Raw genomic sequence first — 25,198 nt, 5'->3', positions numbered from 1 at the left:
CTCTTCGAAGGAGAAGACCATGATGAAAAACACTAAACGCGGCATTGGTGCCGCAATGCTCGCTGGCGGCTGTGTCGCCCTGCTCACCCTCACTGCCTGCTCAAGCACCCAAGCGGGCGAAGCGCAGGGTTCAACCGTGGCTGAAGATTGTGTTCCGGTGCACGAGTTTCCGACGCTGAAGGAGGGGGTGCTGAATGTGGCAGCGATGAACGCTGCTCCAAAGTTCCATGCACTCTCAGATAACGGCCCTTTCGAGGGTATTGATGCGGCACTGCTCAGTGAATTCGCGGCAGAGAACTGCCTTGAGGTGAAGTTCAAGCCAATGACCGGCGCGGCCGCACAGCTCGATCTGAGTGAGGGCAAGTCAGACATTTTTGGCGGCCTAATCTTGAAGACTCCGGCCCGTGCCGAGATTTTTGGCCAGGCTGAAGGCTACATTCTGTACGAAACTCTGGGACTCACATCGGCCAAGGGTGACGCTTACGCGACAATCGACTCGCTGCAGGGCAAGAAGATCGGCACGCTCTCGGGGTCCTACTATGTTGAGCCGTTGAAGGCTGCCTACGGTGCTGACGCTATCGAGGAGTACCAGAGTGACGCGAATGCTTTCGAAGATCTGAAGGCTGGCCGAATCGATGCGGTTGCCTGGCAGAGCATTCAGGGATTTAACTTCACTGACCGTGATGACGATTACGTGACCGTTATCGTTGGCGACGAAAAGAAGTACCCTGAGCTGACCGTGCTGCTTGAGAACAACTGGCCACACACAAAGGGCGTGCCAGAGCTGACAGCTGCTATCGACGACTACTACAAGCGAGCGAAGGCAGACGGTACGGTAGAACGTGTGCTGAAGGAGAACAACATTAACCCTGAAGCGGCGGATCTCTATATCAACGGCAGATGAGCGGAGCGCAACAGTGACGATGCCCCAGGGTGAGCACAGCGACGGCAGCGCAAGCGGTTTGTCTGTGACTCAAAAAGTTCTCGCAGAGCTTCGCCATGACATCGTCACTGCGCGTCTTGCTCCCGGTCAGATCATTCGTGAAGCAGAGATTGCCGAGCGCATGTTCGTTTCGAAAACTCCGGTTCGAGAGGCACTGCAGTTTTTGCTGGCCGAGGGATTTGTTCAGGTGTTCCCTCGCCGGGGCTACATGGTTACTCCGGTGAGTCTCACCGACATTCGCAACATCATGAACTTGCGTTTGTATATTGAGCCACCTTTAACAGCTGTCGCGGCAAAGCGCCCCAGTGAGCAACTTCTAGAGCGCTTGCGCGAGTGCCTGGCGATTCAGCTTGATGAATCGCTCAGCGACGATCTTCGGCTTGATGCGGCAAGCGATTTTCACCGCAGCATTATGAGTGTCGCCCGCAACGAACGGGCAGAGAAGCTGCTTCGCACGTACTATGACGAGACCACGCGCATCCACTACCTCTTTGAGGAAGCATCGGCCCACGTCACCTCTCAAGAAGAGCTGATTGCGCACCGTCAGATCCTTGATGCGATCGAGCGCGGTGACGCCGAAGCTGCTGAGAATGGCATGCGAGAGCACCTGATTGAGTCGAATACGGCGCTACTGAAATCGTTCCAGTAATTGCGGGGGATCACCCAGCAAATTTTGCTCTGATCTGGAGTGTTTATCCGATCCCTGAGGCGATCCTCCACCTCCTGATCTGGGATTTAGCCAAGCCTAAGCTTGCTTGAATTCTCAGATCAGAAGCGTATCGTTGGTCACAGACGGGGCGAACCACCCAGTCATTATGGCTTGAATCGCTTGCCATGACGCTTCGTCGAAAGGGGAGAAAATAGTGACTACACAAGAGTTCCAGATTCCCGCAGCGAAAGATGGTCTCGACCGCGCAGGCGGCGTTGAGCAGCACCTCAGCCCGGTGCTTCACAACCTGATCGCACTCTCGGTGAACGCGAAGCAGGCGCACTGGCATGTGCGTGGCGCAAACTTTATCGGCGTTCACGAGTTTCTTGACCAGGTCGTAACGAACGCGCAAGATGCAGCCGACACCGTTGCAGAGCGCGTGGTTGCCCTCGGTCTTCCAGTTGATGGCCGTATCGGCACGGTTGCGCGTCGCACCGGCACACCTGAGATGAGCCCCGGTTTCCAGCAGTCGGCGAAGACGGTTGCTGAGGTTGTCGCACAGATCGACGCCACGGTTGCGTCGGTGAACGCTGCGGTTGAGGCGCTTGACGACATCGATCCAGTGAGCCAGGACATCGCAATCGCGATTGCCCAGCAGCTTGATAAGGACCGCTGGTTCCTTTACTCGCACTACGCCGAGTAAAAGTTTGCCGCGTTTAAGCGGTTAGCGCACCAGATGAAGGGGCGGTGGATCACCGGGCGGGGTGATCCACCGCCCCTTTTGTGTCTCTCGCTGTGGTGACCAGCGCTCGGTACGCTTGGCGTTATGAGCAATGCCGCCCCCATAATCGTGATCGCACCTGACTCTTTGAAGGGCAGTTGCTCTTCTCCTGAGGCAGCGGCTGCGATTGCGCGCGGTGTGCGCCAAGTGTTTGGCGATTCCGTTGAGGTGCGTGAGGTGCCAATGGCCGACGGCGGTGAAGGCACACTTGATGCGCTCGTTGCGGCCTGGCGGGGCAACATCGCTCGGGTGCCGACTACCGATGCGCTTGGGCAGGCGATTGAGGGGAGAGTTGGTCTCGGCGATGCGCCCAATGGGGCGCTTCTGGCGATTATCGAAACCGCTGATGCAAACGGCCTCCCCGCGGTTTCTGATCGGCCGTTGCGGCCGCTTGACGCTGACACTGCTGGTGTGGGCACACTCCTGCGGGCAGCCCTTGACGCGGGGGCGAGCGAACTTCTGCTCTGTCTTGGCGGTTCGGCCACAAGTGATGGCGGTGCGGGAATGTTACGTGAGCTGGGCGCTCAGTTGCTCACCGATCGAGGTGAAAGCATTGCGCCTGGTGCTCGCGGCCTGCTCGAATTGCACCGCATTGATCTATGGAACCTTGACGAACGCGCGAAATCAGCCAGTTGGCGTATCGCGTGCGATGTAGATAACCCGCTCACTGGTTCGCGAGGGGCCGCTGCAGTGTTTGCTCCGCAGAAGGGAGCGAATAAGGCAGAAGTTGAACTCATCGATCGGGCGCTTAACCGCTTGGCCGACGTGCTCGCTGAGACGATTGGCCTCGACTGTGCGGCGCTCAAGCAGCAGGCAGGTATTGGCGCAGCGGGCGGTCTTGCGCTCGGGTTGAGCGCACTTTTTGGCGCCGAGCTTGTGCCAGGGTCGCAGCTGGTGAGCGCCGCTGTGGGCCTGCCCGCAGCTCTTGAGGGTGCGACACTCGTGTTCACGGGTGAAGGACGATTTGATAGCCAGTCGCTTGATGGCAAAGTGGTCTCGCAAGTCCTCAGCGATGCCGCGAGCGAATCAACCGTGATCGTGCTCGCTGGATCGGTCGACCTTACTCCGGCTCAAACTCGTGAGGCGGGTGTTTCCGCTGCATTCTCAATAGCCAGAGGCCCAGCGGCACTGGCCGATATGCAATTGAATGCAGAGACCTTGCTTGAAGCGACCGCAGCGCAAGTGTGCGGCGCGATCCTCGCTGCTAAAAATCTCAGCAGGGTCTAGGCGGGACTCAACGCTATGCTTGAGGCATGGCTGATTCTTCATTTGACGTGGTGAGCAAACTCGACTCGATGGAGATCGAGAATGCGGTCAACCAGGCTCGCAAAGAGATTGAACAGCGCTACGACTTCAAAGGCGTAGGCGCTGACGTAACACTCAACGACAAGGCGCTGCTGCTCAAGGCAAATTCCGAAGAGCGCGTAAATGCTGTGCTCGACGTGGTGCAGTCGAAGTTCATCAAGCGCGGCATGTCGCTGAAGGCGCTCGACAGCGGTGAACCTTACCCAAGCGGCAAGGAATACCGCATCGAGACCAAGCTCAAGGAAGGCATCGACCAGCCGACCGCGAAGAAGCTGAACAAGCTGATCCGCGATGAGGCGCCTAAGAGCGTGAAGAGTCAGATTCAGGGCGACGAACTGCGCGTCAGTTCAAAGAGTCGTGACGATCTGCAGGAGACCATCGCGCTGCTTAAGGGTGCCGATGTTGATGTGGCCTTGCAGTTCATTAACTTCCGTTAAAGCTTCGGCTACAAGCGTTCGCTAGTTTTTTCGCGCTGGATCACCCTGCTGCTGCGGTGTGATCCGCGCGAGAGTACGCTGTGCCCATGAGCACACGCGCAGACACGATTGAGTTTCTGGTCGATCAACTCACGGCCTTGCCCGGCATTCGCACGCGCAAAATGTTCGGCGAATACTGCCTGTACTACGACGAGAAGCCCGTTGCTTTTGTCTGCGACGATGAGTTGTTCATCAAACCAACTGATGCTGGTCGTGCTTATATTGGCGAGCCAGAGGAAGCGCCGGCCTACCCCGGGTCAAAGATGTACTTCCGTGTCAGCGGTGACCGCTGGGAAGATCGAGAGTGGCTCGCGGGTCTTGTCGATGTCACGGCGGCAGCGCTGCCGATGCCTAAACCCAAAAAACCCAAAGCTAAGTGACTCGGTCGTGTGCGGCACTGAGCTTTGGCGAGAGCGTGCCGGCTGATCCAGCGCTGCGCCGATAGGCGCCCGAAAAGTGGTGCATACTCGCCTGACGACACGGCGACAGGCATAGTTCACTCAACGCAGCTAGACTTGAACGTTGTATGCGCTTCGGCCGATTTGGCCGCGCGTAACCAAGATCCCCGCTTGCACCTTGGAGTGATTTTCACATGGCTGAACAAACCCGTCTCGATAAAGTAATCGCGCTTGCACGTCACCGCGGCTTCGTCTTCCAAGCGGGTGAGATTTACGGTGGTTCGCGCTCTGCGTGGGACTACGGCCCGCTCGGTACCGCGCTCAAAGAGAACATCAAGCGCCAGTGGTGGAAAGCCATGGTGCAGCGTCGTGAGGACGTTGTTGGTATCGACTCGAGCGTGATTCTGCCTAAGCAGGTTTGGGAAGCTTCGGGCCACGTTGAGGTCTTCAGCGATCCGCTCGTTGAGTGCCTGCAGTGCCACAAGCGCTACCGCGAAGATCACCTGATCGAAGAATTTGAAGAGAAGAAGGGCCGCGCTCCTGCAGATGGTCTTTCTGAAATCGTTTGCAAGAACTGTGGCACTCGTGGCCAGTTCACTGAGCCTCGTGCGTTCTCGGGTCTGTTGAAGACGTACCTTGGCCCAGTAGACGACGAAGCAGGTCTGCACTACCTGCGCCCTGAGACCGCGCAGGGTATCTTCGTGAATTTTGCGAACGTGCTTCAGTCGGCGCGCATGAAGCCTCCCTTTGGTATCGCTCAGATCGGTAAGAGCTTCCGCAACGAGATCACCCCGGGCAACTTCATCTTCCGCACCCGTGAGTTCGAGCAGATGGAGATGGAATTCTTCGTTGTGCCAGGCACTGACGAAGAGTGGCAGGAATACTGGATGAACGAGCGTATGTCTTGGTACGTCGGTCTCGGTATTGATCCAGAGAACCTCCGCTTCTACGACCACCCGCAAGAAAAGCTTTCGCACTACTCGAAGCGCACCGCTGATATCGAGTACCGCTTCGGCTTCGTGAGTGGCGAGTGGGGTGAGCTTGAGGGCATCGCGAACCGTACTGACTTCGACCTCAGCACGCATACGAAGCACTCTGGCAAGGATCTCTCGTTCTACGATCAGGCAAACGACGAGCGTTTTGTGCCTTACGTGATTGAGCCAGCTGCGGGTCTTACTCGCTCGCTGATGGCGTTCCTCGTTGACGCTTACCGCGAGGAAGAAGTGCCAAACGCAAAGGGCGGCACCGACACTCGTACCGTGCTCGGTCTTGACCCGCGCCTCGCACCAATCAAGGCAGCGGTGCTACCGCTGAGCCGCAACGAGCGCCTTTCGCCGCTGGCTCGCGAGATTGCTGCAGAGCTTCGTGAAGACTGGAACATTGATTTCGACGATGCCGGCGCGATTGGTCGTCGTTACCGCCGCCAGGACGAAATCGGCACCCCGTTCTGTGTCACCGTCGACTTCGATTCGCTCGACGACGACGCAGTCACAGTTCGTGACCGTGACTCGATGGAGCAGCAGCGTGTGCCTCGCGCGGAGCTGCACAGCTACCTTTCTTCGCGTCTACGCGGCGCATAACTAGGTGGTTCACAGAAACGGCGGTGCTTCGGTGCCGCCGTTTCTGTTGTAAAGCCCGCAAATTTTCAGGCTGCTCTAGGCCGTTTTGGGAGAATAGACACATGAGCTTCAGTCCAGATCAACCTCAGGGATCTGCGCCGCAGAATCCACCGGCAGGCGAGCAGCCGAATCCCGAGTCTGCGGTACCTCCGGTAGCGCCGCAGCAGCCGGTGACGCCGCAACCGCCGGTAGTGCCGCAGCAGCTGGCCCCGCAGCAGCCGCTCGCTCCGCAGCCTGCCTGGGCGCTTCCGCGTGTTATCCCGCAGTGGGTTGAGACTGAACCGCTTGAGTATCACCAGCTTTTGCGAGGCACTCCGAGATTCCGATGGTGGAAGCCTGTTGCTGGCCTTGCCATTGGTGTGGCTTACTACATCACGCTTTCGGTGGCTTTTTCGCTGATCATTTTCATGGTCGCCGCATTGAACACGAGCGAACCTCTCAGCCAAGACATGCTGCTTGATCTTGCGTTGCCAGATACCCAGAACCCGCTCTCAATGCTGATGGGCCTTGGCTCGCTTGCGCTCATGATTCCCGCGGCATTGTTGGCCATGCTGAGTGTCGGGTTTAAACCGGCTGGTCGTCTTTGGTCGGTTGCGTTGCGTATTCGGTGGCGCTGGATCGGACGCACGATCTTGCCTGCCTTCGTCGCCCTTTTTGTGATCAATAGTGTCGGCATTGCTCTTTCGCTGGCCTTTGACGGTGGTGCGAGCGAGTCGGTAGAGCAGGCTTTGCCAGCAGACTTCGACATGAATGCGGCGATCTGGTCGGTGATCCTTATTCTTCTGCTCGTACCGCTGCAGGCGACGTCGGAGGAACTCATCTTCCGCGGTGCATTTATGCAGGCAATCGGATCATGGCGTAACAAGACCTGGTTTGTGGTGTTGCTTGCTGTTGGTATTCCGCTCGGGGCATTGATGATGTTCGCGATGGGTGGTACCGAGGGTCTGCTTGAGCAGGGTAGCAAGGCGCTCACTGTGATGGTTGTTGTGGGCGTGGTCGCCTATTTGCTGCGTAAGTTCACCGGCAGCCCATTCGTCGTGATTGCGGTGCCGAGCGTCCTTTTTGCAATGGCGCACATCTACGAAATTTGGGGCATGCTCTCCGTCACCGCAATGGCGCTGACTGCGGCTTGGCTTACCTGGCGCACGGGTGGCCTTGAGGCAGCCATCACGATTCACGTCGTGAACAATCTTTTCGGCTTTATGTTCATGGTTTTTGCTTTCGGTGGCGAAACTGGGCAGACGGCAGAGGGTGGCAGTCCGTTCGGTGTGATTGCCGCGATTTGCGGCCAGGTGCTTTACGCCTGGTGGGTCGATCGTGATTTCCGCAAGAATGACGGGCGCCGTACCCGTATCGATTACGTCGAGGTGCTTGTGCCGGTACAGCAGGTTGCTTCGCAGCCGGTGCAGCAGGATCAGTTCGCTCCGCAGAACCAGCATCAGGAAGGTGGGCCGCAGGCATGATCGACGCCGTAGTTACCGGCACCAGTCTGCCGGCATTGCAAACTGCCCTCGATCTGGCCGAGGTCGGGGTGAGTGTGGCTGTGCTCTGCGCCAACGAACAGGCTCCGGCTCAGCCGTGGGCTGATCGTGATGCTGAAGGCGCGATTGCTGCGTTTATGCGTCGGATCGCCGAGCCTATTGATCAGGCAGCGGGCCAGCGCAACAATGCTGCGATGCCACGCAGCATTGCACCCCAGACAATTGCGGTGCGTTCTGATGGGAAGTGGCAACCAACCTCATCTCCCGCGGTGTTTGGCGTTCCGGCGGTGCCTCTTTCTTCTGAGAGCATCGGCATTCTCGGTACGGGCGGCGCGATTCGCGCCTACCTCGATCGAATTCGCCCATTGCTTACGGTAGGCAAGACTCGCTTCTACGGCACTCTGGTGAGAACCCGCGTCGGCGCAAAGGCGTTGGATCGCCTAGCCGAACCTCAGCTTCGCGAGCGTTTTGGCGTCGGCGCAGACGATGTTGAGGTGATGGTTGTGGCTCCGGGTCTAAATGAGGCACTGAGTCGCCATGGCGCACTTACCTCTGCCGTTCTCGCATACGCAGAACGGAATGTTGCACGTGAAACTCAGGTAGCACCTGCCGGAAGCGCTCAAGAGTTCTTTGATGCAGCCCTGTTGCGATTGCGCAACTACGGTGTGCAGATGCTTGAGGGTGAACTTGCCACGGCCGAGGCGCGTGACACGGACTGGGTGATCACGACGAGTCTTGGTGAGACTATTGAAGCTCGCGCTTTGGTCGCTGACTTTGCCGAGAATCCGCTTGCGCCAGCGCCGCTTGAACCCCTCGTGGGCGCGGTGGCTCCAAGCGAAGCTCGACTATATGCGGAAATCGACATGAAGGCGGAGTCGCTGCCTGAAGAGGGCATGGTTGGCATCGCGAGTTTGGGTAGCTGGTCTCTGCGGTCGGTTGCGAATCCGGGCGGCGAAGCTCCACGTAACTCTGTGAATGGCAGCGCCGCGTCGCTTTTGAGTTCGAGTGTGAATGACGTGACTGTCCTTGCTGACGAACTGAAGGAACTGCTCCGACACGGAAAACCGCCGGTTGCCAACGTCGTTGACCCAGATGGCTTGCTTGGGGGAGCTGTGCTGGTGTCAGCTGGCCTGTCGGCCGCGCCATACCGCAGCACCGATTCTCATGATGAGGCGCGTGCTGTGCTGGCTGATTTGATTGAGACGCAACCAACTTTGCTTCCAGTCGGCCGAGCAATACACGGCGACGATCAGGCGAGTGCCATGCAGGCTGCGCATGAGGCTGCGGTGCACTTGCGCAGGCGTTTGCTGGGCCTCGAAGAATAACAATTTTCGACATATTTCAAAAATGGAATATGAGTCACGCCTGATCGACTGTAGGCTGGTGTCATAACTGCCAAGAAACCCGCAGGGGTCTGGAGGAATTCATGAAGGGCAAGATCGCTTTCGTTCTCGGAGCGGCGGTTGGCTATGTGCTCGGAACTCGTGCTGGTCGCGAGCGTTACGAGCAGATCAAGGCTGGCGCGCAGAAGGTCTGGGAGACCGAGCCCGTGCAAAAGGGCGTCGGAGTCGTTCGTGATGCACTTGATGAGCGAGCCGACGACGTAAAGGCGTTTGTGCGCCGAGCTTCATCCGAGGCCTTTGCTGCTTTCGCAAGACAGACAGCGCCAAAGCCTCAGCCGCCGCGAACGCAGGCTGTTCCAGCGTCAGAAAAAGAACCTGCTGCTGATTCAGTAAAATCTGAATCGCCCGAAACTCAGGCGAAAGTTGCGGTCAGCGACAACGCAGACGGGGTCGAGAAGTCCAGCAAGGCCGATGCAAAAGCTGCCGTGAATTCGGCTGCGAAGCGTAGCTCAGCAAAAAAGGCCGCGGCGAGTAAGAGCGGCAGCCAAAACAAAGCTAAGAAGGCTGAATCATGAGCCGAAAGAGCGATGAAGCGGGCACTTTCGAGCTGCTAGCTCGACTGCCGTATCAATTTGTCAGACTGGCAAAAGCTGAGTACGAAAACGCAAAGCGCGAGATTACCGAGAAGCTTAAGCGTGGCGGCATTGGTTTGCTGGCCATTGTCATCGCACTCTTTTTCATCTTTTTCGCGATTGGATGCTTTGTTGCTGCTGCCGTCGCGGGCATTGCAGTCGTTTGGCCTGTTTGGCTGGCGGCTCTTGTTGTCGCTGTGGGGCTGTTGCTGCTCGCAGCGGGCGCGATCTTCGGCGGTGTGTACCTGATCAAGCGTGGTGTGCCGGTTCCTGAAGACACGATTGATCGTGTTGAGGGTGATCTGCAAGCGATGAGCGAGGTTCGTTTCAATTCCTCAGCACACGCAACCCCCCAGGGCGAGAAGGGAACGCTGTAATGAGCCAGAACGCTCCTCTGAATGATCGCGAACTTGGTTTTGTTGAGGCAAGCCAGGCACGCGAAGAGCTCTATGACACCCTCGGACAGCTGCGCGAACGTCTCGACTACGCGCAGCGAATTGATGACGGGGTTTCGCGCGCCAAGCACCGCATCGCAGCTGAGAAGCGCGAGAACCCGCTCCGGTTTGCGGCATTCGCCGTCGGCACTGCTGCGGTCTGCGGAGTTGTTGTCTGGGCAGTTAGCTCGAAGATTATTCGGTCCTTTCGCTAGTTAAAACTGCCGAATTCCGGGTCACGATTTTGTTGCGTTTCCCATTCAAAGCGACTCTGTTTTGCTTTGTCTAACCCTCCGGGGTAAGAATAGGGTCATTGGAAGATCCTCTTTTCCTATTCAGTCGATGTGTCGCAGGTGACTCTGACCAAGACTGATTTTGTGTGTCCAAAGAAGCAAGTGGGGTGTATGTCGGCCGAACAGAAGCCACTCAGCGGACTGCGTGTGCTCGTGCCCCGTGGAGGCACCTGGGGTGAGCTCGTAGCTCAAGCCCTGCGCGAGCAGGGCGCGAACACTGTGACAGCTCCCTTGGTCGACTTTGCCCACACCAGCGAAGAGGATCGGCTCGTCGAGGCACTACGCCGCCTTGAAGAGGGCTACTACGACTGGATCACGGCCACCAGCGCCACGGTTGTAGATGTGCTCGCTCATCACGAGGCGAAGATTCCAGAAAAGACTCGCGTCGCCGTGGTCGGCGAGGCCACCGCACAGGCTTTTATTGAAGCCGGCTACCAGGTGAGCCGCACGCCCGAGCGCGAAAACAACACGACCGAGGGTTTGCTGCAGGTCTGGCCCGAGATCGACGAGGGCAAAGTCCTCAAGGTGCTCACGCTTCGTTCAGACGTAGCGAAGCCAGTGCTCACCTCGGGCCTGATCGATCGTGGACACGATGTAACCCAGGTTGTCGCGTTCCGCACGATTGGCGTTCCCGTTTCGGCACATATTCGTGAAGATGTCGAATCTGGCCGCATTAACGCACTTTTGGTTGCCTCTGCTCGAATCGGCCGTGAGGTTGCAACTCAGTTTCCGGTGCTGCCGCCAGACACCATCGTCGCCTGTGTTGGCCTGCATACACACGAAGAGGCAGTCGCTGCCGGTCTCAAGCACAGCCCTAGCGGTGCACAGCTTGAACAAAAGCGGGCGTTGATCGAAACCGTTGAGTCTTCGATTGACCAGAGCGACATGCTCGACTGATTCGCCTTTCTGCTGAATAACAATTCGGTGTGTTCCCCGAGAGTATTCCCCGAATGTCAGTGGCACAGGGCAGACTAGAGTCATGGCGCGTATTGAGGTGTTTTCGGACCGGGTGGTGATTAAGCTCAGCGCTGCCGAGCGCGCGCTGGCTGTACGGCGACGAGATATTGTGCTCAGTCGCGATCGAATTACCTCAGCTCTCATCACCGACGACCCTTGGGTCTGGTTGCGTGGTGTCCGTTCACCGGGCGCTCACCTTCCGACTAAGCTCGCGATCGGTACTTGGCGAGGCTTTGGCGGCCACGATTTTGTGCTTGCGCGCTCCGGCCGGCCCGCCATCGTGATCGACTTTGATGTGCCCGCAGAGTCTGACGCGGGTTGGATCGGCGAGTACGACGATTTCGCGCGCGTGATCGTCTCAACCGATCACGCCGCAGAACTGATTAGTGCGCTTCGCCTTGAAGGTGATGACTGCGCGGTGTTCGAAACCGAGAACTAGCCGTCGTGCCATGGTTTCGGCGCGACGACTCGCGTGCGCAGACAGACACGGCGCAAGCAGATACAGGGCAGGCGTCAGACGCGGCAAACACTGAGCGCGAAGTCGCCGACACTCATCCGCCTTCGCAGGCACACACCCACTCACACAGTTTGCGCGATGTTGATGTTCGCACCTCGCGCGCGATTCGTCTGATCGCCTACGCAGTGCTGGTGGTTGTGGCAGCAGCGACCGCGATTGGGCTTGCTGCCCTCTGGCCTGACTACAACAAGGTTTCAGAGATCGCCGAACGGGCAACCTACCAGGTGGGTGACGTGAGCTTCGTTGAGGGCCGAGTGCTCTCGGTCAACGAGTGTGCGGCCAACGAGTTCACTGCGCCACCGCCCGAGCTACCTGGCAAGGGCATTGTGCAGCCGGCTTGCCAATCGCTGAGCGTGGGGCTGCTCAGCGGCCCAGACAGCGGGCAAATGGTAGACATTGACGTGCGAGGCAGCATGGCGGCGTCGGGTCTTCGCGAGAACGACACCGTGCAGCTCTCGTCAACGCCAAACTTTGGGGCGGAACCTGGCGAAACTGTTTCGAGCTACCAACTTGAGCGTGCCTACGAGGTCAGCAACATCAAACGCACTTTGCCGCTTTTGGTTCTCGGGCTTCTGTTCGCTGCGGTAGTGGTTGCCGTCGGTCGCTTGCGCGGGCTTTTTGCGCTTTGTGCGCTTGTGGTTGCTGCGGGCGTGGTGCTCGCGTTTGTGCTTCCTGGCATTGTCGCGGGTGGGCCCGGTTTGCTTATAGGCATGGTGGCAGCGAGTGCCATTATGTTCGTCACGCTCTTTTTTGTGCATGGCGTAAATATGCGAACGGCATCGGCGCTATTTGGCACACTCGCTGGAATTTTCATTATTTCTGCGGTGTCGTGGATCGCGGTGCAGACGACGAGGTTGAGTGGTCTCGGTGATGAGACCTCCGGCCTGCTTTCAACCATGGTTTCAGAGATTGACTTCAGGGGCTTGGTGACCTGTTCGATCCTGATTGCTGGGCTTGGTGTGCTGAACGATGTCACCATTACTCAGGCTTCGTCGGTGTGGGAGCTGCGTGCGGCAGCGCCCCAGATGTCGCGTCGCGAAATTTATGCGTCGGCTATGCGTATTGGTCGCGATCACATTGCGTCGACCGTGTACACCGTGTTTTTCGCGTATGTGGGGGCCGCACTGGGCACGCTCATTCTGCTGTATCTCTATAACCGGCCGGCTCTTCTGCTGCTCAGCCAAGAAGACATCGCTCTCGAAATCGTTCGAACGGCGGCGGGAAGTATCGGCCTGATTCTTGCTGTGCCGATTACCACTGCGGTTGCAGCGCTGTTTGTGCCGCCTGCTGTCGAGAACGCTAGTTTTCGGCGTGATTCGGATGGCAGAGCGACGGCGCCAGAGATCAAGCCTTTTTAGCGGCTTCGCTTTCGGCTGCGGCTGCACTTTGGGTTGCATCTGCGGCTGCACCTTCGGCTTCGCCGACTGCGCGCAAGCCCGCAACGAGTGCGGCCAGACCGAATTCGAACACTGACCGAGCCATGGTGAGTCCGGCATCATGAGCGTTGGATCGCGCTGTCGCCTCGGCGTTGAAGAGCGCGGGGGCGAGATCTGGAACGGCTGCCGGGCTGAGGTTGTCTTCTGGCGTGAGTGCGTCGAGGGCTGAGCCGATAATGAATGATTCGATCGCGACGAGGGCCGGCACGATGCGGTGCTCTGGGTAGTTGTCGCGACGAAATGAATTTGCGATCATTTCGTACTCGCGCATCGATTGTGGTTCGCTGTCTACGGGAATGGTGGCGAGTGTGGCGATAATGCCTGGGTGGTGGCCGACTGCTTCTAGGTAGTCCCGAGCCCACGGCAATACCGCTTCGTGCCAGGGCATTCGTTCGAAAACTGTTGGGTCGACTCGATGACCGATTGCTCCACGCATGCCCGAGATGATGTCGGCCTTGCTCGCAAAGTAGTTATAGATTGCTGGCGGTTGCACGCCGAGGCCGCGTGCGATGGCGGCAACGCTGAAGTCGCCGCCTCGTCGGTCGGCGAGTTCGAAGGCTTCGTCAAGGATCCGCTCGCGGGTGAGCACGGTGGTGCTTGGCCGACCGGCTTTTCTGCGTGCCGGGGCGGAGTCGCTAGTAGCGTCGTTGCTCATGCAGCCCCTTTCGACTGTGCCACGCGTTTTTACGTGGTGAATGGCTCCGCCAATGTTACAGCGAAATCGGAGTGCACTTGCGAATTTTATTTAATGCACGTAAATTACTGCCTGAGTGATCACGCAGATAGGGCTGCACCAAAAGTCACCATTGAACACCCCCTCCGGCAACGGCGGCAAGATCAATATCGGCAAAGGCTGCAACTCTGTGCATGCGCTCGCATACCAACAGAGCTGTAGGAGGCTGCCATGGCGAAAGCAGACGTAATCATCGAGGGCGCGCTGGTGCGCTCCCTGCTGCCAGAAGACGAACTTGGCATTCGCCCAGCCTCCATCGCCATCGCAGATGGTCGCATCCTTGGCGTCGGCGAAAAGTCAGAGATCGACGAGGCCTTCAAAAGCGCATCGACCCGTATCGACGACGCCACCGGGCAAACCATCACCCCCGGACTGATCGACGCGCACCTGCACCCAATTCAGGGCGTTGAGATTGTGCAGGGTATCGACCTCAGCGAAGCGACCGGCCTGCGCGACATGCTCGATCGACTGCGCGCAGAAGCGGCACGAGTGAAGCGCGAAACCACCGACGGCTGGGTGCGCGCCTGGAACCTCGACTACGCAACGCTCGAGGGTCAACCCATCGCGGCAAGCACGATCGACGAAGCCCTCGGTGGCGTGCCAGCAATGATCTATTTCATGGACGTGCACACGGCTCTCGTAAACACCGAAGCGCTGCGACGAGCAAACATCACCGGCCCTCGCGAATTTGAAGACACTTCAGAAATCGTGGTTGACCAGCACGGCAAACCAACCGGCGAACTGCGCGAAGAAAGCGCCTGGGCAGTTGTCCTGAAGCACATTCCGCTGCCAAGCCAAGAAGAAACCCTCGACATTGCGCGTGACATTTTCACCCGGATGCGTCGCTCCGGTCTTACCGGTGGCACCATTATGGACGGCAACATCGGCACCCTCGACCTGCTCGAAGCGCTTGACTCGAGCCAGGGTGGCCTGCCAGTTCGAATTGTGAGCGCAGTCGACGTAAAGCCTTCTGCTGATGCAGCAGAACGCGAGCGTATCCTTGGTCAGTTGCACCGCGGTGGAAACCGCTGGCGCGGCGGCAGCATCAAGCTCTATGCCGATGGTGTGATCGACACAGGCACAGGCTGGCTCTACGAGGCAGACACCCACGGCGATGGTCTGAACCCATTTTGGGTCGACCAAGACGCACTGCACGCGACGGTGCGCGAATTCACCGAAGCGGGCTTCCAGATCGCGACGCACGCCATCGGTGACCGAGCCATCGGCGAGACCATCAGCGCCTACGAGGCCGTAGGCCTGCGCGCCAAGGGCCGACCGATCCACCGCATTGAACATCTCGAATGCCTCGACCCGCGAGACATTGCCCGACTCGGTGCGACCGGCATCACCGCCTCAATGCAGATGCAGCACATGCAGTGGCGAATCGCTGACGGCAGCGATGCCTGGTCAGAGCGTCTCGGGCCAAAGCGGGCAGCGCAGGCCTGGAGCGCACGCTCGGTCCTCGACGCGGGTGCACCGCTCGCGCTCGGCTCGGACTGGCCGATCGCCGATCTAGATGCGCGCCAGGGCATGGCCTGGGCTGTGCTGCGTCGCACACCGGGCGAGAGCGATGGATTTGTGTACGAGCCGCACGAACGGCTCACCGCAGCAGAAGCTTTGCACGGGTACACCCGCGCAGGCGCGATCGCGCAGGGTGATGACGATCTGGGCGTAATCCGTCCGGGCGCACGCGCTGATCTCGCGATCTGGGCAGATGACCCGGCGCGGGTATCCGGCGATGATCTCGCCGAGCTGCCGGTTGTCGCGACTTACCTCGACGGCGAACGTCTCGATAACTGAGCCGCTCAACACAACTTGCGTTGGATCGCCCGCCCAGGGGCGCGACACCCTGCTGGCGCGGCGATCCAGCGCGACAAACGAAAAACACTCACCTTGAAAGGCAACGTTTTTGATTGAAAACACCTGGCTGGCACTGTTGCCAGTCATTACAGTGCTGGTCGTCTCAGTGACGACCAAACGAGCCCTCCTCGGCCTGCTTGCCGGCACCGTGGTCGGTTCGATCCTGGTTGGCGGCTGGGGCTTCTTCGACACGATGGTCACCACGGTTGGCACTTCGCTGTCGAATGAGACCGTGCACTGGCTGGTCATGGTCGTGGTGCTCTTTGGCATTCTGATCGCCTACTTCAACATTTCGGGTGCAGTGAGTGATTTTGCGCGCTGGACCGAACGCTTTGTGAACACGCGCCGCAAGTCGCTTGTGATGACTTGGCTGTTGACGATCGCGCTCTTCATCGACGACTACCTGAACTCGCTGACGGTGGGCACCTCGATGAAGGCCGTCACCGATCGCTATAAGGTGCCACGCACCATGGTCGGCACGATTGTGAAGATGACCGCTGCTCCGATCGCAGTGATCATTCCATTCTCGACTTGGGCGATTTTCTTCTCGGCGTTGCTTGAGCAAGACGGTGTCACTGTAAACGGCTCGGGCTTCGGTGCCTACCTCAGTGGCCTGCCATATGTCTTCTTCGGCTGGTTCGCCCTGATTATCGGCCTGTTGCTCGCCCTCGGTGTGTTGCCCCTTGTTGGGCCACTCAAGAAGGCACAGCAGCGCGCAAATGAGACTGGCGATACGCTGCCCGATGACCTCACTGAAGAAGAGCGCGAGTTTGAACTCGCCGCATCGAAGGTGCCAGACGATGGTCGTAAGCCGCTGCCATTTAACTTCCTGATTCCGATCATCACTCTGATCACCGTCACGATTCTCACCGAGGTCGATATCGTGAAGGGCTCTGCTGCAGCGGTTGTGGTCGCGATTATTCTGTTCCTGGTGCAGAAGCGCATGACGTTCAAGCAGGTTGCTGAGGGCGCATTCGAGGGCATTATGAGCATGGGCTACGTGTTTGTGCTGTTTGTGCTTGCCTTCATGGTGCAGCAGATCAACATCGATCTGAAGCTGGCTGACTGGGTGATCGGTGTGACTGAACCGGTCATGAGCGGTGCGCTGCTGCCTGCGATCGTCTTCTTGGTCTGTGGTGTTTATGCTTACGCCACCGGTGCATTCTGGGATCTGGCCGCTGTGATCACTCCGGTTGTGCTGCCGCTGGCTATTGCTATGGGTGTAGATCCAGTGCTCGCCGGCACCGCAGTGTTCTCGGGTGCAGCTCTTGGTTCGACTACCTGCCTCTACGGCGACGGAATTATTCTCGCGTCGAAGTCGGTTGGTGTTCGACCGCTCTCGTTGATGACGTCGATTCTGCCGTACGCGGGTGCAGCCGCTGTGCTCAGCTTTATCGCGTACTTGATTGCTGGTTTCGCGATGTTCAACTAGCTGGTAGCAGCAGGCGAAATGCCTCATTAAAAGCGGTTCGCGCCTGTTTCTTGGCGCGGGCCGCTTTTTGTTGCGTTGGATCGCCCGGCGCCGCCGGCCCAATTGTGTCTGCGTGCAGCACGAAGCTTTGCGATCCAGCGTGAAGGAGCGAAACTAACCGAGCAAAAATGCGATGGCAGCGATCACCGGAAGCGATGCGAAGGTCGTCAAAAACACGGTGTCGCGTACCTGAATTTCGGCACGTCGATAGGTGGCGGCGTAGTTGAACACGTTCTGCGCGGTGGGCAGGGCCGCGACCATGGTGGCGACGAACGTCTCGTGTGGGCCGATGCGGAACGCTACGCAGATGAGCCAGGCTAGAAGCGGCATAACGAGCACTTTCAGGCCGGAGGCGACCATTACTGCCGGGCGTTCTTTGCCCGGTTGCAGTGCGCGCTGACCTCGAAGTGAGATGCCGAAGCTCAGCAGCACCATCGGAATTGCCGCTGCGCCGAGCATGCTGATTGGTTCGAGCACAATTTCTGGCACCTGAACGTTGCCGAGTGCGAAGGCAAAACCGAGCACAGATGCGATGATCACGGGGTTTCTAGCCGCACGCATTAGTGCAACCGCTCCACCGCGGCGACCGCCTCTGGTCGATTCGAGCATGGTGAGCAGTGCGGGTGCGAAGAAGATCAACTGAATCAGCATGACCGGCGCTACATAGGCGGCGTCACCGAGAATGTAGACGGCGACTGGTAGGCCAAGATTGTTCGCGTTGACATAACCCGATGTGGTGGCGCCAAGTGAGGTCGAGGCCAGGTCGCTTTTGAAGAATAGGCGTGAGGCGAGCACATAGAGTGCGCCCGTGAGTATGGCTGCTGCCGTGGTGATGAGGATCACGGGGGAGAGCAGCACCGCCGGGTCGCTTTTGTGCAGCACATTAAAAAGTAGCGCTGGTGTTGCGACGTAGAAGGCGACGTTGTTGAGTACGCGACGCTGATCGCCCTTCACGACACCAAAGACTGCGGTGAGGTATCCGGCGAAGATGATAGCGAGAATCAGCGTGAATCCTTGCAGCACACCGAACATCCCCGCGCTCTCCCTTCGCTACTACGAGTGTATTGCTAGCTTTGGTGGCGTAGTGCCGCTGCTGCTTCCTCTTGCACGATCTGGGAGAGCTGGTCGATGAGGGGTGAGGGTAGGTTCCAGCGTTGCCAGTAGAGCGGCAATTCGATGGCCGAGTTTGGTTGAAGTTCAACCAGTCTGCCGTCTTGTAGGGCTTCTTGGCATTGCAGGGCGGGCACCATGCCCCAGCCCATGCCGAGTTCGATTGCGTGTGCGAACTCGTGCGATGAGGGAACCATGTGTCGTGGCGGCGCGATTTTTACGCGTGTGATGCTGCGAATAAATCGTTGCTGAAAGATGTCGTGGCGGTCGAATTCAATAATTGGGGCGGCGCCGAGACTTTCGGCGTTCAGTCCCGCTGCGAAGTGGGCCTCGACAAATGTTGGTGAGGCGACCGCGTGGTAGCGGTCAGTGCCGAGCGGGGTGCTGGTGCACCCGGGTATGGCTTCTTTGGTGGCGGTGAGCGCCGCGACTACTGCACCGCTGCGTAGGCTTTCGGTGCTTACTGTCTCGTCGGCGCGCACGATTTCGAAGAAGGCGCCGGTTTCTCGTGCGGCTCGTGCGATGGCGGGCACGAACCAGGTGGCGAGTGAGTCGGCGTTCACCACGATGGGAAGCACGGTTGTGCCGTCGGTGTCGAGTCCGAGCTCGCGGGCGGTGTCTCCCATGATTCGGTTCAGTTGTCGTGCCGCGCGCAGGATCGCCTCGCCGGCTGGGGTGAGTTCGATGGGTCGGCTGCGTCGCAGGAGTACCGAGCCGATGCGCTGCTCCATGCTTTTTACTCGCTGGCTCACTGCCGAGGGTGTGATGTGCAGGCGGCGTGCGGCGCCTTCAAAGCTGCCTTCGTCGATGATTGCGGCGAAGGTGGTGAGATGTTCGACGGGCAGATCCATGACCCAATAGTAAGCACTGCTTAACTTGCATCAGAATGTTTAGGCAAAGTTAGTTCGTATTTGAGCCAGAACTGCCGCTACGGTCGTCATTATGCTCACTCCAATGCTCGTCGGTTTTGGTACCGGACTCTCGCTGATCGTTGCAATCGGCGCGCAAAACGCCTTCGTGCTGCGCCAGGGAATCTTGCGCCAACACGTGCTGCCGGTAGTGCTGATCTGTGGACTCACAGATGCCTTGCTTGAGACTTTGGGAGTCGCCGGTATCGGTTTCATTGTTGAGCGGGCGCCGGTGGTGCTCGAAGTGATCCGCTGGGTGGGCGTCGCGTTTTTGATCTGGTACGCCTGGGGTGCGGCACGACGGGCGATGAAACCTGAGGCGATGACAGTTGATGCGAGCGGAGCTGGAGGGGCCGGTCAGCCTGCTGCTGGTTCGCTGAAGAAGACGGTGCTTGCCTGCCTCGCAATCACCTACCTCAACCCGCACGTGTACCTCGACACGATGGTCTTGATGGGTTCGGTGGGCAATGCGCAGGGCGACCCAGCCAGGTGGTGGTTTGCGCTCGGCGGTGCGCTCGCCAGCATTATCTGGTTCTTTGTGCTCGGGTACGGAGCGAGACTGCTCACCCGATTTTTTGCGACGCCGCGCTCATGGCAGATTCTCGACTGGATCATTGTCGTGGTGATGCTCGTGATCGCCGCGCGACTCGCCTTCGACACGGCCCTCTAGTTCCAAGGCCCGAGCATCCCATCGAGATCGCCCCATACTTACCGAGACCGCCCCATTTTTGCCGTAAACACCGGGCGATCTTGGTAAAACCAGGCGATCTCGATGGTGACAAATGCGCAGCGTTGGATCGCCCAGTCGCCAACGCGGGGCTTTCAACGCAAGCGAACGCTAGACCCCGGCTTCGCGGTACTTATCCGAGAGCTCTTGGTACTCAAATGCGTTGCGTTTCACCCGCGCCGCGAGCTCGTCATTCATTGGGCCCCGATCCTTCGCTGGAACCCCGGCGGCCAGGTGCCCGGCCTCGATGAGCTGCCCCTCAAGCACAAGCGCGCCAGCGGCAACGAAGCCACCCTCGCCGACGACCGAGCGATTGAGCAGCTTCGCCCCCATGCCGATCAGTGAACCGGCTCCGACGGTGGTGCCGTGCAACAGTGCGAGGTGCCCGACGCCAACGTTCTCACCGATGATCGTTGGAATCCCCGTGTCTGTGTGCACGACCACGTTGTCTTGCAGATTGCTGCCCGCGCCGAGCTCGATGCGGTCACTATCGGCGCGCATCACCACTCCAAACCAGACGCTTGCCCCAGCGCCAATGTGCACATCGCCGATGAGCGTCGCGTTTGGCGCGAGCCAGGCGGTGGGGTGAACCTGCGGTGTCTTGCCGTTGAAAGGGATGAGTACAGCCATGTTTCATACTGTAGCCACAGACATGATTCGACGACACTGTTAGAGTGGTTCTTTGGACAACAGTTGTCGGCGCATTCGCCGATCGGCAACAAATCATCACAAACCCCCGGCCTAAGCGAGGTGAGAGCACATGCCAAGTGACAGTTGCAGTCACCATTTGAGCGTTGCACCCACCTTCTCGCCACCCCGGCGCTAGGTATGTGCGCGCTCCCCATTCTTCAGGAGCGTCGCTATGACCACCCAGCCAATCCAGACCATTGATGAGCTGACCACTACGCTGCAGCAGCAGCTCATGCGCGAAGACCTCACCGCGCTCGCCGCAACGGTAGCTCCGTTGCCCGCGGCAGAACTCTTCGACATCCTCGAGCGCATGACGAGTCGCCAGCGCGCTGTCATTTTCCGCCTTCTGCCGAAAGATTCGGCGGTTGCGGTTTTCGATCTGCTTGATCCGAGCCTGCAGAGCGACCTACTTGAGGGCATGCACGATGCCGAGGTAGCGCGGCTCTTCGAAGAGCTCGACCCAGACGATCGCGCCTGGCTGCTTGAAGAGGTTCCGGCTGCGCTTGCGACCCGCTTGCTACGTGATCTGCCAGAAGATGAGCGGGCGCTCACCGCGACTCTGCTCGGTTACAAGCAGGGCAGCGTTGGCCGTCGTATGACTCCCGAGTATGTCTCGGTGCGCGAGCACGCCACTGTCGGTGTTGCGATGCAGCGGGTGCGCGAGCGTCTGGACGATGCTGAAACGGTTTACACGATCCCAGTGCTCGACAACGCGCGGCGTGTGGTTGGCGTGGTCAGCCTACGTGATCTGATTCGCGCTGAGGACTCGGTTGAGATCGCAGACATCATGCAGAAGGCGCATACAGCGCCGGCGAGCGATAGCGATGAGTCGGTTGCGCGCCGCTGCGCCGAGCTCGCGCTGCTTGCCATGCCGATTGTTGATAGCGAGGGCCGACTTGTTGGCATGCTCACGATCGACGATGCCGTGCGTATTCTCGAGTTCGAAGAGAGCGAAGATGCTGCTCGTCAGGGTGGCACGGAGCCGCTGCGTCGGCCTTACTTCTCGACTCCGGTGCGAACCCTTGTTCGCTCGCGTGTGGTTTGGCTGTTGGTGCTTGCCATTGGTGCGACGCTTACTGTGCAGGTGCTTTCGGTGTTCGAGGCGACGCTTGAGCAGGTTACTGTGCTCGCGCTTTTTGTGCCTCTGCTCATTGGCACCGGTGGTAACACTGGCAACCAGGCAGCGACTACGATCACTCGTGCGCTGGCGCTGGGTGATGTGCGCCCGAAAGATATTTTCCGGGTACTCACTCGTGAGCTGCGCACGGGTGCCATGCTCGGTTTGCTGCTCGGTACCCTTGGCTTCGCTATCGCGACCATCGTGTACTCGATGGATATTGGTCTGGTCATTGGCCTCACGCTGCTTGCGGTTTGTACAGTTGCTGCCGCGGTCGGTGGCTGCATGCCATTGCTGGCACGCGCGGTGAAGGTAGATCCGGCCGTGTTCTCGAACCCGTTCATTTCGACTTTTGTCGACGCGACTGGTCTGATCATCTACTTCATGATCGCTCGCACGATCCTCGGGTTGTAGTTTTCTGCCTTGCCTAGCTTTTGCTGTTCGTTGGGCCGGCGGGCAAAGTCGCCACTTTGAAGGTACAGATTTCGACGAAATCTGTAGACGTTCTCGCGTGGGATCGCTCGTTCTTGTCGAGTTCGATGCTTTTGAGGCAGTGACCCTCTCGGGGTGTGTCTCAGTAAATGTCCGAGGTCACTTGTAGGGTCGAAGTCGTAGTCGAAACCCGTGTTTTCGGGGGAGTTGAGGAACAAGATGCAAACGCTGCTGATCGTGCTTGTGGTGCTAAACCTGGTGCTGAGTGTTGGCCTGCTCATTTTTGCACTGATGCAGTGGCGTCACTCTGCTGCTTCCTCGGCGAACGCGAACTTGGCTGGTGCGCCTGGCGCTGTGGGTTCAGCCGAACTGCGCCAAGAGTTGCAGAGTCAGGTCGGTGTTTTGCGGCAAGATCTGCAGGCCCAGCGCGGCGAATTGAGCCAGACGCTGCGTGCGTCTAGTGAGGCTCAGGCAGTAGAACTTGGCCGAGAGCGTGAGGCTCGAGCGACGTCAAACCGCGAGTTGAACGAGGTGCTTGGTAAGTCACTCACCGATCTGCGTACTTCGGTTGAGCAGCGCTTTGATGTGCTGCGCACTGAGAACGAGACCAAGCTTGAGCAGATGCGGTTCGCGGTCGACGAAAAGCTCCAGGGCACCCTCAAGTCGTCGCTTGAAGAGAATGCTCGCCGTATTCAGACGCTTACCGAAACGAACTCGACCAAGCAGATTGAGCTGCAGCGCACTCTGACTACTGAGCTTGAAAAGCTTCGTCAGGGCAATGAAGCGAAGCTTGAGAAGATGCGCGAGACGGTAGATGAAAAGCTGCAGGGCACTCTTGAGAAGCGACTGGGTGAGTCATTTGCGTTGGTGAGTGAGCGTCTTGAGCAGGTGCAGAAGGGGCTCGGCGAAATGCAGACGCTTGCTTCAGACGTCGGCGGTTTGAAGCGAGTGCTCACTAATGTGAAGAGCCGAGGCGGTTGGGGCGAGGTTCAGCTTGCTCGCCAGCTTGAAGATGTGCTCACTCCTGAGCAATACGCCGAGAACGTGGCGACGGTGCCCGGCTCTAACGAGCGGGTTGAGTTTGCGGTGCGCTTGCCTGGTCGTGATGGTGACCAGCCGGTTTGGCTGCCTATCGACTCGAAGTTTCCGCAGGAAGACTACGATCGTCTGCTCACTGCGCAAGAGACGGGCGACGTTGCTGCTATCGAAACGGCTGGTCGCGAGATTGAACGAGCTGTGTTGACGCAGGCCAAAATCATTGCCTCGAAATATGTCGAGCCACCGCACACTACCGACTTCGCCATCATGTACCTGCCAACCGAGGGTCTCTTCGCCGAGGTGATGCGTCGTCCAGGTTTTGTCGCGCGTTTGCAGAACGAGCATCGCATTGCGGTGGTTGGCCCCACCACGCTTACCGCGTTGTTGAATAGCTTGCAGATGGGCTTCCGCACTCTCGCTATTGAGCAGCGCAGTAGTGAAGTGTGGAAGGTACTCAGCGCAGCCAAGACCGAGTTCCAAAAGTACGGTCAGGTCTGGGAGAAGCTCGGTAAGCAATTGCAGACCGCGCAGAACACTGTGAGTGAGGCGGGCCGCCGCACCCGAGCAGTAGAGCGTAAGCTTCGCGACGTTGAGACTCTTGAACTCGGCGCAGCCGGTGCTGAAGAAGATCTTTTTGAAGACCTGATTCCTGAGCTTGAAATGTTTGGTGATACCGAGCTTGAGAAAACCGGTGAGCCAGAAAGCGAGTAGCGGCTGGGGCTGAGAGACTAAAACATGGCTCTCGAACATCCAGGCACGCTCAGCGGCAAACTTGTCACCCTTGAACCGCTCTCGCACGAGCATCGGGAAGGTCTCGTTAGGGCAGTGAACGACGGCGAGATTTGGCGCCTTTGGTATACCAAAACGCCAACGCCCGACAAGATGGAGACTGAGATTGAGCGTCGTCTCGATCTGCAGCGCAAGGGCACGATGCTGCCATTCACAACCCGTCGCAATGACACCGGTGAAATCATCGGCATGACAACGTTCATGAACATTGACGCTGTAACGCCGCGTGTCGAGATCGGTTCGACTTGGAACGCGCTCAGCGCTCAGGGCAGCGGCACAAACCCGGAGTCGAAGCTACTGCTCTTGAGGCACGCCTTCGACGTGTGGGATTGTTCGGCGGTTGAGCTGCGCACCGACTTCCACAACCATCATTCACGCGCTGCAATCGCGCGCCTCGGGGCGAAACAAGACGGTGTGCTGCGCGCGCACCTGCGCCCAGATGCTGGCTACACCCGGGACACTGTCGTGTTCTCGATCATTGCTCCCGAGTGGCCAGGCGTGCGCCTCGGCCTTGAGCACAGAATGTTCCGGCACCTCGGCGAAAAATACGAGATTCCACCCCTCGGCTAGCCCTCGCCTCGCCGAGTACCCTCCCGGAGCCAAGCCTGCCGTCGGACGCCTGCCGCTCCCCGCTGCCCGTGCCGGTCCCGAGCCCTGCTGCCCGTGCCTCGCCCCCGCGCCCTGCTGCCCGCGCCCGCGCCCCGGCCCCGGTCCCGCGCCTGGTGAAATCGCTGAGTGGATACGTTGTCGCTGAGTGGATACGTGGGGCGGCGCGGTTTGGGCGGCCATTTGCGTGCAACGTATCCACTCGGTGATCATGCTCGACTCGAGCGCGCTGCACGCATCGCCCGCACACCACCGGCACTACGCCGTCCACCCCGCACACCGCACCCGCACACCGCGCCCGTACGCCACCGGCACTACGCCGTCCACCCCGTCCACCCCGTACACCGCACCCGCACACCGCGCCCGTACGCCACCGGCATCACCACCCCGCCCACCCCAAAAAATCTCAAGAACCCCGCCGAAATTCCAAAACGTAGAAATATTCGTTTTTTT

The 25,198-nt window shown here is 58.9% G+C and carries 25 protein-coding genes; 21 read left to right on the top strand and 4 right to left on the bottom strand.

The genetic code is table 11. The features are described from left to right. Window positions 1–19 precede the first annotated feature (19 nt). The 15 genes from QBL02_RS04720 to QBL02_RS04650 all read left to right on the top strand — a co-directional run bounded on the left by QBL02_RS04720 (window position 20) and on the right by QBL02_RS04650 (window position 13,186). A complete protein-coding gene (locus QBL02_RS04720; RefSeq protein ID WP_282725198.1) occupies window positions 20–904 on the top strand; it encodes a transporter substrate-binding domain-containing protein in 885 nt (294 codons plus the stop codon). 19 nt (window positions 905–923) lie between these two features. Further along, window positions 924–1,592, top strand: coding sequence for a GntR family transcriptional regulator (locus tag QBL02_RS04715; RefSeq protein WP_282725285.1), 669 nt, complete (start codon window positions 924–926; stop codon window positions 1,590–1,592). A 214-nt stretch (window positions 1,593–1,806) separates the two neighbouring features. Beyond that, window positions 1,807–2,295, top strand: coding sequence for a DNA starvation/stationary phase protection protein (locus tag QBL02_RS04710; protein WP_282725197.1), 489 nt, complete (start codon window positions 1,807–1,809; stop codon window positions 2,293–2,295). A gap of 123 nt (window positions 2,296–2,418) precedes the next feature. Continuing rightward, window positions 2,419–3,600 (top strand): glycerate kinase, encoded by a 1,182-nt coding sequence (locus QBL02_RS04705; RefSeq protein WP_282725196.1) that lies wholly within the window; start codon window positions 2,419–2,421, stop codon window positions 3,598–3,600. A 26-nt stretch (window positions 3,601–3,626) separates the two neighbouring features. Continuing rightward, entirely contained in the window at window positions 3,627–4,115 is a 489-nt protein-coding gene (locus tag QBL02_RS04700; RefSeq protein ID WP_282725195.1) for a YajQ family cyclic di-GMP-binding protein, read from the top strand. Between the two features lie 86 nt (window positions 4,116–4,201). Continuing rightward, window positions 4,202–4,534 (top strand): TfoX/Sxy family protein, encoded by a 333-nt coding sequence (locus tag QBL02_RS04695; RefSeq protein WP_282725194.1) that lies wholly within the window; start codon window positions 4,202–4,204, stop codon window positions 4,532–4,534. A gap of 212 nt (window positions 4,535–4,746) precedes the next feature. Then, window positions 4,747–6,132: a glycine--tRNA ligase gene (locus QBL02_RS04690; RefSeq protein WP_282725193.1), complete on the top strand. Its 1,386-nt coding sequence runs from the start codon at window positions 4,747–4,749 to the stop codon at window positions 6,130–6,132. A gap of 101 nt (window positions 6,133–6,233) precedes the next feature. Beyond that, entirely contained in the window at window positions 6,234–7,634 is a 1,401-nt protein-coding gene (locus tag QBL02_RS04685) for a CPBP family intramembrane glutamic endopeptidase (RefSeq protein ID WP_282725192.1), read from the top strand. Further along, window positions 7,631–8,977: a hypothetical protein gene (locus QBL02_RS04680; RefSeq protein WP_282725191.1), complete on the top strand. Its 1,347-nt coding sequence runs from the start codon at window positions 7,631–7,633 to the stop codon at window positions 8,975–8,977. The genes QBL02_RS04685 and QBL02_RS04680 overlap by 4 nt, the downstream gene beginning before the upstream one ends. Window positions 8,978–9,078: 101 nt before the next feature. Next, on the top strand, window positions 9,079–9,570 hold the full coding sequence (locus tag QBL02_RS04675) for a YtxH domain-containing protein (protein WP_282725190.1): 492 nt from the start codon (window positions 9,079–9,081) through the stop codon (window positions 9,568–9,570). Continuing rightward, the gene (locus QBL02_RS04670) at window positions 9,567–10,004 is read left to right on the top strand and encodes a phage holin family protein (RefSeq protein ID WP_282725189.1); all 438 of its coding nucleotides are present in this window, start codon (window positions 9,567–9,569) and stop codon (window positions 10,002–10,004) included. The genes QBL02_RS04675 and QBL02_RS04670 overlap by 4 nt, the downstream gene beginning before the upstream one ends. Continuing rightward, a complete protein-coding gene (locus tag QBL02_RS04665; protein WP_282725188.1) occupies window positions 10,004–10,276 on the top strand; it encodes a DUF3618 domain-containing protein in 273 nt (90 codons plus the stop codon). The genes QBL02_RS04670 and QBL02_RS04665 overlap by 1 nt, the downstream gene beginning before the upstream one ends. Before the next feature lie 189 nt (window positions 10,277–10,465). Further along, a complete protein-coding gene (locus tag QBL02_RS04660) occupies window positions 10,466–11,251 on the top strand; it encodes a uroporphyrinogen-III synthase (RefSeq protein ID WP_282725187.1) in 786 nt (261 codons plus the stop codon). A gap of 82 nt (window positions 11,252–11,333) precedes the next feature. Next, the gene (locus QBL02_RS04655) at window positions 11,334–11,750 is read left to right on the top strand and encodes a hypothetical protein (RefSeq protein ID WP_282725186.1); all 417 of its coding nucleotides are present in this window, start codon (window positions 11,334–11,336) and stop codon (window positions 11,748–11,750) included. Window positions 11,751–11,755: 5 nt separating this feature from the next. Continuing rightward, window positions 11,756–13,186, top strand: a complete 1,431-nt coding sequence (locus QBL02_RS04650; protein WP_282725185.1) for a YibE/F family protein — start codon at window positions 11,756–11,758, stop codon at window positions 13,184–13,186. Here QBL02_RS04650 and QBL02_RS04645 read toward each other — a convergent pair. Beyond that, window positions 13,173–13,919, bottom strand: a complete 747-nt coding sequence (locus QBL02_RS04645) for a TetR/AcrR family transcriptional regulator (RefSeq protein WP_282725184.1) — start codon at window positions 13,917–13,919, stop codon at window positions 13,173–13,175. The genes QBL02_RS04650 and QBL02_RS04645 overlap by 14 nt on opposite strands. A 249-nt stretch (window positions 13,920–14,168) precedes the next feature. Here QBL02_RS04645 and QBL02_RS04640 point away from each other — a divergent pair, with 249 nt between their 5' ends. Continuing rightward, window positions 14,169–15,797 (top strand): amidohydrolase, encoded by a 1,629-nt coding sequence (locus QBL02_RS04640; RefSeq protein ID WP_282725183.1) that lies wholly within the window; start codon window positions 14,169–14,171, stop codon window positions 15,795–15,797. A 109-nt stretch (window positions 15,798–15,906) separates the two neighbouring features. Beyond that, the gene (locus QBL02_RS04635; protein ID WP_282725182.1) at window positions 15,907–17,289 is read left to right on the top strand and encodes a Na+/H+ antiporter NhaC family protein; all 1,383 of its coding nucleotides are present in this window, start codon (window positions 15,907–15,909) and stop codon (window positions 17,287–17,289) included. A 153-nt stretch (window positions 17,290–17,442) separates the two neighbouring features. On the opposite strand, the gene QBL02_RS04630 is transcribed toward QBL02_RS04635, so the two are convergent. After that, entirely contained in the window at window positions 17,443–18,360 is a 918-nt protein-coding gene (locus QBL02_RS04630) for an AEC family transporter (protein WP_282725181.1), read from the bottom strand. 35 nt (window positions 18,361–18,395) lie between these two features. Next, window positions 18,396–19,289, bottom strand: a complete 894-nt coding sequence (locus QBL02_RS04625; RefSeq protein WP_282725180.1) for a LysR family transcriptional regulator ArgP — start codon at window positions 19,287–19,289, stop codon at window positions 18,396–18,398. A 91-nt stretch (window positions 19,290–19,380) separates the two neighbouring features. Here QBL02_RS04625 and QBL02_RS04620 point away from each other — a divergent pair, with 91 nt between their 5' ends. Further along, window positions 19,381–20,016, top strand: coding sequence for a LysE/ArgO family amino acid transporter (locus QBL02_RS04620; RefSeq protein WP_282725179.1), 636 nt, complete (start codon window positions 19,381–19,383; stop codon window positions 20,014–20,016). 168 nt (window positions 20,017–20,184) lie between these two features. On the opposite strand, the gene QBL02_RS04615 is transcribed toward QBL02_RS04620, so the two are convergent. Beyond that, window positions 20,185–20,703, bottom strand: a complete 519-nt coding sequence (locus QBL02_RS04615; protein ID WP_282725178.1) for a gamma carbonic anhydrase family protein — start codon at window positions 20,701–20,703, stop codon at window positions 20,185–20,187. A 232-nt stretch (window positions 20,704–20,935) separates the two neighbouring features. Between QBL02_RS04615 and mgtE the strand changes: the two genes are divergently transcribed. The 3 genes from mgtE (at window position 20,936) to QBL02_RS04600 (ending at window position 24,709) form a co-directional block, all read left to right on the top strand. After that, window positions 20,936–22,294, top strand: coding sequence for a magnesium transporter (gene mgtE, locus QBL02_RS04610; protein WP_282725177.1), 1,359 nt, complete (start codon window positions 20,936–20,938; stop codon window positions 22,292–22,294). Window positions 22,295–22,531: 237 nt separating this feature from the next. Then, window positions 22,532–24,061: a DNA recombination protein RmuC gene (gene rmuC, locus QBL02_RS04605; RefSeq protein WP_282725176.1), complete on the top strand. Its 1,530-nt coding sequence runs from the start codon at window positions 22,532–22,534 to the stop codon at window positions 24,059–24,061. A gap of 24 nt (window positions 24,062–24,085) precedes the next feature. After that, window positions 24,086–24,709 (top strand): GNAT family protein, encoded by a 624-nt coding sequence (locus tag QBL02_RS04600; protein ID WP_282725175.1) that lies wholly within the window; start codon window positions 24,086–24,088, stop codon window positions 24,707–24,709. Window positions 24,710–25,198 lie beyond the last annotated feature (489 nt).

It is taken from the genome of Leucobacter sp. UT-8R-CII-1-4 (assembly GCF_030010235.1).
Classification (GTDB): domain Bacteria; phylum Actinomycetota; class Actinomycetes; order Actinomycetales; family Microbacteriaceae; genus Leucobacter.
Note: the sequence above shows the minus strand (reverse complement) of the source record. Positions and strands in the feature narration are given on the sequence as shown.

Excerpts from the sequence above, each read along its gene's own strand:
- QBL02_RS04705 (WP_282725196.1), top strand. The coding sequence starts at position 2,419 with ATGAGCAATGCCGCCCCCATAATCGTGATCGCACCTGACTCTTTGAAG.
- QBL02_RS04685 (WP_282725192.1), top strand. The coding sequence starts at position 6,234 with ATGAGCTTCAGTCCAGATCAACCTCAGGGATCTGCGCCGCAGAATCCA.
- QBL02_RS04630 (WP_282725181.1), bottom strand. The coding sequence starts at position 18,360 with ATGTTCGGTGTGCTGCAAGGATTCACGCTGATTCTCGCTATCATCTTC.
- QBL02_RS04625 (WP_282725180.1), bottom strand. The coding sequence starts at position 19,289 with ATGGATCTGCCCGTCGAACATCTCACCACCTTCGCCGCAATCATCGAC.
- QBL02_RS04640 (WP_282725183.1), top strand. The coding sequence starts at position 14,169 with ATGGCGAAAGCAGACGTAATCATCGAGGGCGCGCTGGTGCGCTCCCTG.
- QBL02_RS04680 (WP_282725191.1), top strand. The coding sequence starts at position 7,631 with ATGATCGACGCCGTAGTTACCGGCACCAGTCTGCCGGCATTGCAAACT.
- QBL02_RS04675 (WP_282725190.1), top strand. The coding sequence starts at position 9,079 with ATGAAGGGCAAGATCGCTTTCGTTCTCGGAGCGGCGGTTGGCTATGTG.
- QBL02_RS04600 (WP_282725175.1), top strand. The coding sequence starts at position 24,086 with ATGGCTCTCGAACATCCAGGCACGCTCAGCGGCAAACTTGTCACCCTT.
- mgtE (WP_282725177.1), top strand. The coding sequence starts at position 20,936 with ATGACCACCCAGCCAATCCAGACCATTGATGAGCTGACCACTACGCTG.
- QBL02_RS04715 (WP_282725285.1), top strand. The coding sequence starts at position 924 with ATGCCCCAGGGTGAGCACAGCGACGGCAGCGCAAGCGGTTTGTCTGTG.
- rmuC (WP_282725176.1), top strand. The coding sequence starts at position 22,532 with ATGCAAACGCTGCTGATCGTGCTTGTGGTGCTAAACCTGGTGCTGAGT.
- QBL02_RS04670 (WP_282725189.1), top strand. The coding sequence starts at position 9,567 with ATGAGCCGAAAGAGCGATGAAGCGGGCACTTTCGAGCTGCTAGCTCGA.
- QBL02_RS04645 (WP_282725184.1), bottom strand. The coding sequence starts at position 13,919 with ATGAGCAACGACGCTACTAGCGACTCCGCCCCGGCACGCAGAAAAGCC.
- QBL02_RS04700 (WP_282725195.1), top strand. The coding sequence starts at position 3,627 with ATGGCTGATTCTTCATTTGACGTGGTGAGCAAACTCGACTCGATGGAG.
- QBL02_RS04615 (WP_282725178.1), bottom strand. The coding sequence starts at position 20,703 with ATGGCTGTACTCATCCCTTTCAACGGCAAGACACCGCAGGTTCACCCC.
- QBL02_RS04620 (WP_282725179.1), top strand. The coding sequence starts at position 19,381 with ATGCTCACTCCAATGCTCGTCGGTTTTGGTACCGGACTCTCGCTGATC.
- QBL02_RS04660 (WP_282725187.1), top strand. The coding sequence starts at position 10,466 with ATGTCGGCCGAACAGAAGCCACTCAGCGGACTGCGTGTGCTCGTGCCC.
- QBL02_RS04655 (WP_282725186.1), top strand. The coding sequence starts at position 11,334 with ATGGCGCGTATTGAGGTGTTTTCGGACCGGGTGGTGATTAAGCTCAGC.
- QBL02_RS04690 (WP_282725193.1), top strand. The coding sequence starts at position 4,747 with ATGGCTGAACAAACCCGTCTCGATAAAGTAATCGCGCTTGCACGTCAC.
- QBL02_RS04665 (WP_282725188.1), top strand. The coding sequence starts at position 10,004 with ATGAGCCAGAACGCTCCTCTGAATGATCGCGAACTTGGTTTTGTTGAG.
- QBL02_RS04720 (WP_282725198.1), top strand. The coding sequence starts at position 20 with ATGATGAAAAACACTAAACGCGGCATTGGTGCCGCAATGCTCGCTGGC.
- QBL02_RS04695 (WP_282725194.1), top strand. The coding sequence starts at position 4,202 with ATGAGCACACGCGCAGACACGATTGAGTTTCTGGTCGATCAACTCACG.